At 63.9% G+C, this 12,488-nt stretch carries 12 protein-coding genes; 6 read left to right on the top strand and 6 right to left on the bottom strand.

All coding sequences use genetic code 11. The features are described 5' to 3' along the window. Nucleotides 1-20: 20 nt before the first annotated feature. Nucleotides 21-1,319, bottom strand: coding sequence for a NupC/NupG family nucleoside CNT transporter (locus M0D43_RS06915; protein WP_252164056.1), 1,299 nt, complete (start codon nt 1,317-1,319; stop codon nt 21-23). Nucleotides 1,320-1,854: 535 nt separating this feature from the next. Here M0D43_RS06915 and M0D43_RS06910 point away from each other — a divergent pair. The 6 genes from M0D43_RS06910 to M0D43_RS06885 all read left to right on the top strand — a co-directional run bounded on the left by M0D43_RS06910 (nt 1,855) and on the right by M0D43_RS06885 (nt 8,087). Next, nucleotides 1,855-2,070 carry a hypothetical protein gene (locus M0D43_RS06910; RefSeq protein ID WP_260808051.1) on the top strand — a complete coding sequence of 72 codons (216 nt, stop codon included), beginning with the start codon at nt 1,855-1,857 and terminating at the stop codon, nt 2,068-2,070. 456 nt (nt 2,071-2,526) lie between these two features. Continuing rightward, a complete protein-coding gene (locus M0D43_RS06905) occupies nt 2,527-3,495 on the top strand; it encodes a potassium channel beta subunit family protein (protein WP_252164055.1) in 969 nt (322 codons plus the stop codon). Nucleotides 3,496-3,748: 253 nt separating this feature from the next. Continuing rightward, the gene (hemP, locus tag M0D43_RS06900; protein ID WP_252164975.1) at nt 3,749-3,988 is read left to right on the top strand and encodes a hemin uptake protein HemP; all 240 of its coding nucleotides are present in this window, start codon (nt 3,749-3,751) and stop codon (nt 3,986-3,988) included. Nucleotides 3,989-4,264: 276 nt separating this feature from the next. Further along, a complete protein-coding gene (locus M0D43_RS06895) occupies nt 4,265-6,496 on the top strand; it encodes a TonB-dependent hemoglobin/transferrin/lactoferrin family receptor (protein ID WP_260808050.1) in 2,232 nt (743 codons plus the stop codon). Between the two features lie 5 nt (nt 6,497-6,501). Next, the gene (locus M0D43_RS06890) at nt 6,502-7,134 is read left to right on the top strand and encodes a Hemin transport protein (protein WP_252164054.1); all 633 of its coding nucleotides are present in this window, start codon (nt 6,502-6,504) and stop codon (nt 7,132-7,134) included. A gap of 29 nt (nt 7,135-7,163) precedes the next feature. Next, the gene (locus M0D43_RS06885; RefSeq protein WP_252164053.1) at nt 7,164-8,087 is read left to right on the top strand and encodes a DUF6607 family protein; all 924 of its coding nucleotides are present in this window, start codon (nt 7,164-7,166) and stop codon (nt 8,085-8,087) included. 94 nt (nt 8,088-8,181) lie between these two features. Here the strand turns inward: M0D43_RS06885 and M0D43_RS06880 are convergent, their stop codons facing one another. The 5 genes from M0D43_RS06880 to M0D43_RS06860 form a co-directional block, all read right to left on the bottom strand. Beyond that, nucleotides 8,182-8,535, bottom strand: coding sequence for a DMT family protein (locus tag M0D43_RS06880; RefSeq protein WP_101362605.1), 354 nt, complete (start codon nt 8,533-8,535; stop codon nt 8,182-8,184). Nucleotides 8,536-8,617: 82 nt separating this feature from the next. After that, complete coding sequence (locus M0D43_RS06875; RefSeq protein ID WP_252164052.1) at nt 8,618-9,502, bottom strand: ABC transporter permease; 885 nt, start codon at nt 9,500-9,502, stop codon at nt 8,618-8,620. Next, nucleotides 9,499-10,332: an ABC transporter ATP-binding protein gene (locus M0D43_RS06870; protein WP_260808049.1), complete on the bottom strand. Its 834-nt coding sequence runs from the start codon at nt 10,330-10,332 to the stop codon at nt 9,499-9,501. Before M0D43_RS06870 ends, M0D43_RS06875 begins: the two co-directional genes overlap by 4 nt. Before the next feature lie 3 nt (nt 10,333-10,335). Then, complete coding sequence (locus M0D43_RS06865; RefSeq protein ID WP_252164050.1) at nt 10,336-11,382, bottom strand: ABC transporter substrate-binding protein; 1,047 nt, start codon at nt 11,380-11,382, stop codon at nt 10,336-10,338. Nucleotides 11,383-11,423: 41 nt separating this feature from the next. Further along, nucleotides 11,424-12,341, bottom strand: coding sequence for a TauD/TfdA dioxygenase family protein (locus M0D43_RS06860; protein WP_252164049.1), 918 nt, complete (start codon nt 12,339-12,341; stop codon nt 11,424-11,426). Nucleotides 12,342-12,488: the final 147 nt, after the last annotated feature.

Genomic DNA, 12,488 nt, shown 5'->3' with positions numbered 1-12,488 from the left:
GCCGATGAACCCGCGCCGCCTCAACCGAAATGCGACAGCACGCCGGCGATGGTCGCGGTCATGAAGGTGGCGATCGAACCGCCGAGCACCGCACGCAGGCCGAACTTGGCCAGATCGTGACGACGCTCTGGCGCGAGCCCGCCGATCCCGCCGATCTGGATCGCGATCGAACTGAAATTGGCGAAGCCGCACAACGCGTAGGTGGCGATCAGGCGGCCCTCGGCGCTCAGGCCCACGCCCGGCACTTCGCCCTTCACGATGCGCGACAATTCGCTGTAGGCGACAAACTCGTTGATCACCACTTTCTGCCCGATCAACGAACCTACCGTGGTCGCATCCATCCATGGGGTGCCGATCACCCAGGCGATCGGCGCCAGCACGTAGCCGAAGATCGTCGACAGGTTGGTCGGGCGGCCGAGCAGCGCGGCCGCGCCGGTGACTTCCCCCACCCAGGTCAGCGGTGCGTTGATCAGCGCGATCAGCGCGATAAAGGCCAGCAGCATCGCGCCGATGTTCAGCGCCAGGCGCAAGCCGTCGCCGGCACCGGCCGCAGCCGCATCAATCACATTGCTGGTGGTTTTTTCCACTTCCATCTTGACCGTGCCGCGGGTCAACGGGGTGCCGGTTTCTGGCACCAACAACTTGGCGACCACCAAGGTGGCGGGCGCGGCCATGATGCTGGCAGCCAGCAGATGCTTGGCATAAAACGCTTGCTGTGCAGGATCGTTGCCGCCGAGCATGCCGACGTACGCCGCCAATACACCGCCGGCGATATGCGCCATGCCGCCGATCATCATCGTCAACAGCTCGGACTGGGTCATCTTGGGGATGTATGGGCGCACCGTCAGCGGTGCTTCGGTCTGACCGATGAAGACGCTGGCGCACACGCTGGTGGTTTCCGCACCGGACACGCGCATCACCTTGGTGATCGCCCACGCCATTGCACGCACCACAACCTGCATCACGCCGAGATGGTAGAGCACGCCCATCAGCGCCGAGAAGAAGATGATGGTGGGCAGCACCTGGAACGCAAAAATGAAGCCGTAGCTGTCGATGTTCATCAGGTTGCCGAAAATGAAGGTGGACCCTTCATTGACGAAACTCAGCACCTTGACAAAACCCTTGCCCAGCGCGTCGAACACGTCGCGCCCGCCCGGCACCAGCAACACCACTGCGGCGAACGAAATCTGCAAGGCCAGACCGGTGGCGACCAGCTTCCAGTCGATCGCGCGGCGGTTGCTCGAAAAAAGCCAGGTGATACCGATGAGCACCGCCAGACCGAACAGGCCGAAACCGATCCTTCCCAAACCTTCGACCATTCCAATCCCCGAAGCTGCTGCCGGCAAAACAGGAAGCCTAGAGCAGGGGGTGACAGGGGGCAAGGTGAGCGGCATTCAGACGCTCCCGGTTGGCCTGCAGCCGAGATGCGGCGGGCCCGGGCAGACCTGCGCTAGCGAGCTGGTGGGCTGTGCTTGCGCAAAGTCGACAGTTCACGGCGCTGACGGGGCGGCGTTTCACATCGTGGCCGCGCTGCCGGTTGCGGTCGTGGCATCAGCACAGGTGAGGCGCGCAGCAGACCGCGCGCGCGTGCCGATGCCTGGCCGGTGGGACTCGGATTTGTCGGGGTGAGTGCAGTCGATCGTCGCAGCAATCACTGTTGCCGGTGCCGCATCAGCCCCAGTGGCTAAAGGATGTCTGCTATCGAAGACCGATTGCGATCGGTGACGATGGTGTGCGCGCCGGTCGTGCTGGGTGCCCACGCATCCGTGTCTGCCGGCGTCATGGGCTGGTTTATCGAGGCGCGGCGCCGCATCCGGTGTGGGGATACGCCGTCAATCCATCCATGGAGGCTCGATGGCGGCAGACACGGCGCCAACGATCCCGCCTCCGGATGCGATGCCACGCTCCCAGGATTTGCGGCCGGTGATCCGCAATCAATCGCTAGAGGAAGGCATAGCATCAATGGATGCTGCAATTGATGTTGCCGCAGCGCTTGTGCTCGCCGGCGAAGGCCACGTCAGGAGCACATCCAGAAGCACGGCCAATCACCTGGATGCCGCTTTTTCTTGAGCTGCCGACAACGAATACTGGCGCTTGCGCGCGTAACGGCGTGGACCTTACGCGGCATGGATGCCGGGTAAGAGACGACACGGACATGCGCGCGGTGTGTCCCTCACTGGTGAGGGTGCAAGCGCCTGCAGTAGACCGAATCACGCGCGCAGAACTTGCAGAGAACGCAAGGGAGACAACGCACGCATCAGCACCTACGCGCCGAGCGAACAGATGTCGAGCCGAGAAGAGGTCGATGCGCAGCGCGCATCCACGTTGGGACACGCCACCTATTTTGCCGTGGGGCTCGATCGCCACACGCTCCCGCCAGGTGTGACACCGCGCTTGCAAAGTGCGACGGCTGACGCTGCTCTATGCAGCGCTGGACACGCCACGTGCTGTTGCCTACACGACGCCACGGCCTACACTGCGCACGCCGGTCCGGGGCAGGTGCCCTGGAGGTTGCGGGAGTTCGCCATGCTTTACCGTCGTCTGGGTTCCACCGGGCTGCAGCTATCGGCCTTGTCGTTCGGTGCCTGGGTCACCTTCGGCAAGCAGATCGGGCGCAGCGAAGCGCGCAATCTGATCGCCGCCGCCTGGGACAACGGCATCAACTTCTTCGACAACGCTGAGGTCTATGCGCGCGGCCGCGCCGAAGAAGTGATGGGCGATGTGATCGCCGATCTGCGGCTACCACGCGATGGCTTCTGTGTGTCGAGCAAGGTGTTTTTCGGCGCGGTGGACAGCCCGCGTCCAACCCAACGCGGGCTCTCGCGCAAGCATGTCACCGATGCCTGCCACGCCGCGCTCAAGCGCCTGCGGGTGGAGTACCTGGATCTCTATTACTGCCATCGGCCCGATCCGGACACGCCGATCCAGGAAACCGTCCGCGCCATGGATACGCTGATCCGCCAGGGCAAGGTACTGTACTGGGGGACATCCGAATGGAGTGCCGAGCAGTTGCGCGCGGCCATCGCCATTGCCGAGCGCGAACACCTGCATGCGCCCGCGATGGAGCAGCCGCAGTACAACCTGCTACACCGCGAGCGGCTGGAGCGCGAATACGCGCCGCTGTGCGAAGGCGGGCTGGGCACCACGATCTGGTCGCCGCTGGCGTCTGGTCTGCTGACCGGCAAGTACAACGCCGGCGTGGAGGCCGACAGCCGTCTAGGCCAGCCGGGCAACCAGTGGTTGCAGGACGAAGTGCTTGGCGCACCAGAAGCGCGCCGGCTCGAGCGTGCTCGCGCGTTCTGTGTGCTGGCCGCCGAGCTTGGGCAGTCGCCGGCACGGCTGGCCATCGCCTGGTGCCTTCGCAACCCGCATGTGTCCAGCGTGATCCTGGGCGCCAGCCGGGTGATGCAATTGGAAGAAAACCTCGGCGCCCTGGACACCTTGAATCAGGTCGATGAGGCCGGTTGGGCGCGGGTGGAGTCCAGCACGCGCTGAGTCGCCGGCTTGGCATCCGGCTGATGCGGGTGGGCGCGCCTTCGTCATCCACGCCTGTGCGCGTGCCAGATCATGGGGCGACGCCCCGCCGACCCAATCGGGATGGGCGCTACGACGAAATATTGAGCGATATCCGTGATGCCCGACGTCGGTTGGCTGCGGGCATCGTGATTGGCTGTGTGAATCGAAATACGTAAAACGATCCAAACATCAAGCCCTTCAAATGAGAATGGCTCTTGATCAATAAATGAGAATGGTTATTATTTGTTGGGCCAACCGACTGGAGATCCAGATCATGACCGCTCACCCCGTGCTGCTTCGTTCCGAACCGGTCAACCTGCGCGACCGCGCCACGCCGCGTGCTGTGCCTGCCGAAGACCTCATCAGCAGCGAAGCGCTGCTCAAGGGCCGGCGTGAAGTGCTGATCCAGCATGGCGACCGCGTCTATCGCCTGCGCCATACCAGCAACGACAAGCTGATCCTGACCAAGTAATCCAGCAAAGAGCTTAAGGCTGCGCACCACCGAATGGGTGCGGCCGCTGTTGCAACGCGATCGTACGCGCACCCCGAGCGCCGCTCACGCGATCCTTTGCCGCACGCAACGCTCGGTCGCCATCGCATCTCATACCGCCGCATTCGCTGAACGCGAGTGCCGGATGATCGCAGCGGGCGCTGCCGCCGCCGCCCGCCACTCAACGCTCCACCCTTGTTTGCCACTAGCGGCATGTGCCGCGGTGCGCGCCGTCGAGGGTTTTCGCAAAGGTTTCTGATGATTCGCCTGCATCCGCTGGTGGTCGCGCTGTCGCTTGCGCTGCCTGCTGTCTCGTTGTCTGCCTACGCCGCCGAACTCGATGCCGGCGCCGAGACTGCGCGTGAAGTGCACGACTTCGCCCGGTTGCAGGTCACCGCCACACGCACCCAGCGTGCGCTGGTGGATGTGCCGAGCACGGTGGATGTGATTGATCGCGAACAGCTCGATAACCAGTTGGTGCGCGAACTCGAGGATCTGTTCCGTTACACGCCGGGCGTCTCGGTCACCAGCACCAGCGGCCGCTTCATCGGTGCCAACGGCATCCGTATCCGCGGGCTGGATGGCAATCGCGTGGCGATTCTGGTGGACAATGTGCCTGTCTCGGACACCTTCAGTTTCGGTAGTTACCTCAACGCCAACCGTAACTTCGTCGACCTGGAAACGCTCAAGCGCGTGGAAGTGGTGCGCGGGCCGGCCAGCTCGTTATATGGCTCCGATGCGCTAGGCGGCGTGGTCGCCTTCGTCACCAAGGATCCGTCGGATTATCTGAGCGTCGACAAGCACAGCTACGTCGGCCTGAAATTTGGCTATGAAGGCGACTGGAACGGCATGTTCGCCGGTGCTACCGGTGCGTTCGGCGGCGAGCGCTGGAGCGGCATGGTGGCGGTGAGTCATCGCCAGGGCCAGGAGGCGCAGAACCAGGGCGACAACCGCAGCCGCGATTTCACCCGTACTGCGGCCAATCCGCAGCGCATTGATGGCCGCAGCGTGCTGGCCAACGTTGTGTACGCGCCAAGCACCCAACAGCGCTTCAAACTCACTGTCGAAGGCAACGAAGACTACGGCAGCATCGATGCGCTGACGGGTATCGACATGCGTAGCCCGACTGCGTCGCTGCGCATTTTGTCGCAGGAGGGGCGCGATCATCAGACCCGTGCGCGGGTATCGCTGCGGAATGAAATCGATGCGCTGGACTCCGCCTTGGCCGACGATCTGCAGTGGCAGCTGTATCGCCAGGACAGCGAGAGCCTGCAGCGCACCAACGAGTTACGCGGCAACAACACGCGCCGGCATAACGAACACACCTTCGATCAGCGCGTTTACGGGCTGCTGGTCAACGCGCATAAATCCATCGACACCGGCACGCTCAGCCACGAGATCACCTATGGACTGGACGGTACCTGGACCGATACGCGCGCTAAGCGCGATGGCTATTCGGTCAATCTTGCCAATGGTGCGGTAAGTAACCGCGTCGGCCAGGACGTGTTCCCGGTACGCGATTTCCCCATGAGCGAAACCACCAAGCTCGGGGTGTATGCGCAGGACGAAATCGGCCTGCTCGATGGGCGTTTGTCGCTGACGCCGGGTGTGCGCGTGGATTACTTTCGCCTGTCGCCGCAGGTAGACGACATCTTCCGCGAAGACAATCCGGGGGTGGCAGCCGAGACCGTCGACGAAACCCAAGTCTCGCCCAAGTTCGGCGCGGTGTGGCGGTTCTCCGATGCATGGTCGGCGTACGCCAATTATGCGCATGGCTTTCGTGCCCCGCCGTACAACGACGTCAATATTGGCTTTACTAATTTGCAGGCCCGCTACACCGCCATCGCCAATCCGAACCTGAAATCGGAAACCAGTCGCGGTGGCGAACTGGGGCTGCGTTTCAACGACGCGGTCGGCTATCTCGGGCTCGCCGTGTACTACACCGACTACCGCAACTTCATCGAATCGTATGCGCCGGCCGGCGTGAACGCCGAGGGGCTGGCACTGTTCCAGTCGCGCAACGTGGACGATGTGGTGATCAGGGGGGCCGAAGCGCGCGGGGGAGTCGATCTGGGCGCGCTGGCGGACTGGCAGGGCTGGTCGGTGAACAGTGCGGTTGCCTATTCGGAGGGCGACAACCGCACCGATGGGACCCCGCTCAATTCGGTCGACCCGTTGCGCGGCACGCTCGGCGTTGCCTTCGACAGCGAGCGCTGGGGGGCGGAATTGATCGGCACCTTCGTGGCCCGCAAACGTCGTCCGCAGTTGGACAGCTATTACGCGCCGGCCGGCTACGCCACGCTGGATCTAATGGGCCACTGGGAGTTCGCACCCGGCGCCAACGTCACTGCCGGCATCTTCAATCTGGCCGATCGCCGTTACGTGGACTGGAACGCGCTGCCCAACGGCACGCTGGCCAGCAGCATGGTGCTCGATCGTTTCACCGGTGCCGGGCGTACTGCCTCGGTCAGCCTGGCTGTGAGCTGGTAGCGGCCATGCCAAACGTCTGCGCATTGCCGCTGTCCTTGCAGGCCCGTGCCAGCCGCGCGGCGTTGCCACGACCGCAGCAACTGGCGGCCCTGGGCACAGTGCTATGCCTATATCGGCCCGCGTTGGGCAACGAACTGGATGGTTGGCAGCACGCGGTTGCAGCGGCGGCGTGCCGTCAAGTCGACAGCGACGGCGTGCGCGAAAGCATCTGGTTCCTCGATGCCGCAGGACACTGCTGTTGGCGGCTCTGCCTGTTGCCCGACAGCGATTTCCTGAACTGGGACCGCCTGGTGTCGCGGCTGCCACCACTGCCAACGGACACGCATGAGCTGGGCGTCGGCGAACGGCTATGGCGCCGCCTGGCCGGACGCCTGCGCGGCGACGCATGGCGTTTGAGCGCACTCCGCTTGCAGCCTGCAGCCAGCCACGATCACCCCATCACCGCCAGCCTGGCTACCGTCTCGGCGCTGGGCGCGGAGGTCGCCGCTCGGCTCGCACGTCAAGAGGGCATCGACGGCCGCGTGGCGGTGGACGACTGCTGCTGTGCACGTGCTGCGGCGCTGCGCACTGGCGCTGCAAACGCACGCGGCTCCGATCCCACCGACATGACGACCTCGCTGCTGCGCTTGCGCCGCTGACGTTCCCAAGATCAACAAAGAGACTGCCAATGAGCCGACTGTTTCCCCGCTGTATGGCCGCCACGCTGAGCCTGTTGCCGTTGATTGCCGCCGCCGACGCCCAGCGCGATCGCCAGAGCATCCTGGCGATGCAGGGCGAATACGCGGTGGATTTTGCGTTCGACGAAACCGTGTTGCTCAAGCCCGGCTACGAGCGTGCGTCGGCCATGCGCAGCGGCGCCAGCGAAGTGGTGATCGTGGTGGAGGATTCACCGCACAAGCTGGTGCTGCAGCATCTGCTGGTCGACGAAAAGACCAAGCACGTGACCAAGCATTGGCGGCAGGACTGGATCTACGAGGCGCCGCAGCGTTTCGAATTCAGCGCCGAGCAGACCTGGACGGTGCATGCGCTGCCGCCGGCAGTCACCACCGGCGCCTGGACTCAATGCGTGTATGAAGTCAGCGACGCGCCGCGCTATTGCGGCACCGGCCGCTGGGACTACGCCGATGGCCATCCCACCTGGACCAGTGATCTGAGCTGGCGCCCGTTGCCGCGGCGCGAGTACACCAAGCGCAGCGACTACAACGCGCTGTCGGTGATCAACCGCCACACGCTCACGCCGAACGGTTGGACCCACGAACAGTTCAACACCAAGGTGTTGCGCAAGCCGGACGGAACACAGGAAGCGATTGCGCGCGAGTTCGGCTTCAACGATTACCGCAAGACCACCGAGATGGACTTCGCCCCTGCCTATGCGTACTGGAACGGCACGCAGGGCTATTGGGCCAAGGTGCGCACGCGCTGGTCCACATTCCTGGAAACACCATCGGGCCTGCACCTGAAAACCAAGCCAGATGGCATGGCGATGATCATGCCGATGTTCGAGCAGGCCGAGTCGGTGCAACGGGGCAAACGCGTCAAGGACGCGCAAATCGATGCGGTGCTCGCGCAGTGGGTGGAACGGGCGAATTAAACCCATCGCATGATGCGTAGGAGCGCGCTGGCGCGCGACGAGGCTGGATCGGTAACGCCTCAGCGCGCGCCAGCGCGTTCCTACGGGGAATTGCTTATTCCTTGAACATCAGAAACGCCGCCACCAAGATCAGCCCAAACGCCGCCCAGTGATTCCACTTCAACGACTGCCCCAGGTAGAACGTGGAGAAACCGGCGAACACCAGCAGCGTGATGACTTCTTGCATGCCCTTGAGCTGCGGCGCCGAATACACTGCGCTGCCCAGACGGTTACCCGGCACCTGCAGGCAGTATTCAAAGAACGCGATGCCCCAGCTGACCATGATCGCGATCATCAGCGGCGTGCTCTTGTACTTCAGATGCCCGTACCAGGCGAAGGTCATGAACACATTGCTGGCCAGCAACAGCAGGACCGGGTAGATGTAGGCAGTAAAGGGGGCGGTGGGCATGGCGGCGGCGAGCGGCAGAGAATGGGGGGCGAAGCATAAGCCAACTGCGTTAAGCGCACGCGACCGTGCCGCCGAGGTCGCTCTAGCGCTGCATGCCCCAGCGGCGCACGGTCAGCCGCTCAATCGCCTGAAACACGACGCCTTCCACCAGCAGCCCCAGCACAATCACCATCGCCAGCCCGGCAAAGACCTTGTCGGTGTAGAGCTCGTTGCGGTTTTGGAAGATGTACCAACCCAAACCGCCCTGGCCGGAGGTGGCGCCGAAGACCAGCTCGGCGGCGATCAACGTGCGCCAGGCGAACGCCCAACCGATCTTCAGCCCGGACAGGATCGCCGGTAGCGCCGCCGGGATCAGCAGCTGCGCCACATAGCGCGGCCCGCGCAGACCGTAATTACGCCCGGCCATGCGCAGTGTCTCCGGCACAGCCTGGAAGCCGGCGTAGGTGGTCAGGGCCAGCGGCCACAGCACCGAATGCACCAGCACGAACACCAGGCTGCCGGTGCCCAGCCCGAACCACAGCAAGGCCAATGGCAACAGCGCGATGGCGGGCAGCGGGTTGAACATGGCGGTCAGCGTGCCGAGCACGTCGCGGCCCCAGCGCGTGGATGCGGCCAGCGCGGTCAACACGAAGGCAAACAACACCCCCAGCGCATAGCCTTGCGCCAGCACGCGTAACGAGGCGCCGACACGGCGCAGCAATTCGCCGGAGAGCAGCCCGTCGTAAAACGCGCGCGCGGTCTGCAGTGCACTGGGTAGCATCAGGTCGTCGCCGACCACGCGCGCGGCGACTTCCCAGACCGCGACCAAGACCGCCAGCACCAGTGCTTTGCGCAGCCACGGCGGTGCCCGCCAACGCGTGGGCGTCGCAGCGGCGACCAGGGCAGGGTCCAGCGGTGTCAATGCCACTTCGTACTCGGGCCGCACCGGCGGAATCGGCGGCAGCGCGGTCGCGGTGTTGCGGCTCATGTCAGCGCCTCACGTTGGCGCAAGGAGGAGCGACGCAGCGGTGCCACCTTGTCGTCGTCCAGCGTCTCATCGGGCAGATCGAACAGCAGTCGGTGAATGCGTTGCGCGGTTTGCTGGAATGCCACGCTACCGGCGCTGTGCGGGCCGAATGCATGCGCGTTGAGTTCGGCGCGTACCTGGCCCGGGTGCGGCGAAAACAGCAAAACGCGGTTGCCGACCACCAGCGCTTCTTCGATGGAATGGGTCACAAACAACAGCGTGAAGCGCGAGTGTTCCCATAATTCCAGCACCTGCTCCTGCATGCGCGAACGCGTCAACGCATCCAATGCCGCGAACGGTTCGTCCATCAGCAGCACGCGCGGGCGCATCGCCAGGGCGCGTGCGATTGCCACGCGCTGTTTCATGCCGCCGGACAAGGTGTGCGGGTAGGCATCCGCGAATGCACTCAGCCCGACCTGGGCCAGACTTTCATCGGCGCGCTCGCGCGCTTCAGCGCGGCCGAGCTTGCGCGCTGCGCGCAGGCCGAACACCACGTTCTGGCGTACGGTTTTCCATGGTGCCAGCTGGTCGAATTCCTGGAACACCACTACCCGGTCTGGTCCCGGCCCGGTGACCGCATGACCATCCAGACGGATCTGCCCTTCGCGCGGTGCAACGAAACCGGCAACCGCCTTGAGCAGGGTGGATTTGCCGCAGCCCGATGGTCCCAGCAGCACGAAGCGATCGGCCTCATGCACATCGAAGCGCACACGATGGGTAGCCCGCACCACGCGTCGCGCGGAGGCGTATTCCAGGCTGACATGATCGACTTGCAGCAGCGGCGCACTCATCGCTTAGCTCCCGCCCGCAATCAGCGGGTCGTCGAAGAAGTAATCGCTCACCTTGCCCGGCACCTGCTTGATCGCACCGCTGTGCTGCATGAATTTGCCCAGCCCCAGCGTGTTCTGCGGCGCCACGGTGAACTGCACCTTGGGGTCCTTGAGAATCTGCAGGACCAGCGCACGGTCGATGCTCGACCCGTTACGACGCAAAAAGATATCGGCCGCTTGCTCCGGATGGGCAGTGACGAACTTCGCTGCCTGATCCAGTGCGGCGACAAACGCGCGGTAGGTCTTGGGATTGTCGCTGCGGAATTTTTCGGTGGCATACAACACCGTTGCCGACGACGGGCCGCCTTCGATCTCGTACGAGCTGGTGACAATGTGCGCGGCCGGATTGCGAGACAGCTCCTGCTCCTGAAACGGTGGGCTGGCGAAATGCGCGGTGATTTCGCTGCGCCCACGGATGATCGCCGCGGCGGCATCCGGATGCGGCAACGCGACCTGCAGCGCGTCGAGCTGATGGGTACCCTTGTCGCCCCAGCGTTGTTGCGATGCGTGTTGCAAGAAACGTGATTGCACCGAGACACCCGTCGCCGGTACCGCAATGCGGTCCTTTGGAGTGAAATCGCCAATGGATCTGATGCGCGGGTTGTTGCTGATCAGGTAGTACGGGAAATTGCCCAGCGAGGCCACACCACGCACATTCTGCCGGCCGCGCGTGCGGTCCCAGATGGTGAACAGCGGCCCGACGCCTGCGCCTGCGATATCGATCGAACCGGTGAGCAAGGCATCGTTGACCGCTGCGCCGCCGGAGAGCTGCAGAAACTGCACGTCGATATCCACGCCGGCGGCCTTGCCCTGCTGTTCGATCAACTTTTGATCCTGCGCCACGTCCAGCAGCAAGTAGACGATGCCGAATTGTTTGGCGATACGCAGCTTGCCTTCGGCGTGCGCATGCGCGCTATGTAGCAGCGGCAGCGCGGCCAACACCAGCAGCGCGATACGCCGCAAAAGAAGCCAGCGCTGCGCGGGCGCGTGAGAAGTGACAGTCAAACGCATGCGGCGCTCCAGTCGGAAAGGGGGAGGGAACAGGTGCATGCTCAGAACGGCGCATCGCCTTCGATGGTGGTGCGGTTGAGCCGACGGCGCAGATGATCCGGCGTACCTGCTGCCAGATGCATCACCGAACGGTTGTCCCAGAACACCATGTCGTGCGGCTGCCAGCGATGTCGATACACCAGCGCAGCGCGCGTGGTGTGCTCGAAGAGTGTGTGCAGCAGCGCGCGGCTTTCGTCTTCGGGAAGGCCGACAATGCGGGTGGTGAAATGTTCGCTGACGAACAGCGCCTTGCGGCCGGTTTCCGGATGCGTACGCACCACCGGATGCTGCACGGGTGTCACTTCGGAAATCTGCTCGGGCGTCAGTGCCGGGCGCCACGGATTACGCGCGCGCAACTCTTCGTACTTGGCCAGATAACTGTGTTCGGCACGCAGGTCCTGCACCGTGCGCTTGAGCGATTCGGGCAGCGTTTGCCAGGCCAGATGCTGGTTGGCAAACAGGGTGTCGCCGCCTTCGGCAGGCAGCTCCTGCGCATGCAGCAGCGATCCCAGGCTCGGAGTTTCCTTGTACGACAGATCCGAGTGCCAATAATGTCCGGCGTCGCCCAGGCCGATCGGCTCGCCATTCTCCTTGATGTTGGACACCACCAGCACTTCCGGATGTCCACGCAGTTGGAAATTGCGCAGCACATGAATCTGCAACGGCCCGAAGCGACGGCTGAACTCCACCTGCTGGGCCGGTGTGATGCGTTGATCGCGAAACACCAGCACGTGGTGATCCAGATGCGCCCGATGGATGCGGGCGAAGGTGTCGGCATCCAGCGGCCGCGAGAGGTCCAGGCCGATCACCTCGGCGCCCAGCGGGCCATCGAACGCCACGATCCTGACGCTGGAGCTCTGCATGGGGAAAGACGCATCGCGCGGCGTCTGCACACGCGCTGCGGAAGTGATGCTGACCATGACGTGGCACCTCGACGGCAACGAAAGGCCGCCTGGGTCGGCGACCGGACACGCCACTGTAGGCAGTCGTGTCGCCGCTGCGAACGTACGATTTGCAAGGTGCTTATGCGTTGCCGGTATATGCAAGCCCGGCTAGCGAGCGCCGCA

It is taken from the genome of Xanthomonas prunicola, from assembly GCF_025266575.1.
In the GTDB taxonomy this organism is placed as follows: Bacteria; Pseudomonadota; Gammaproteobacteria; order Xanthomonadales; family Xanthomonadaceae; genus Xanthomonas; species Xanthomonas prunicola.
Note: the sequence above shows the minus strand (reverse complement) of the source record. Positions and strands in the feature narration are given on the sequence as shown.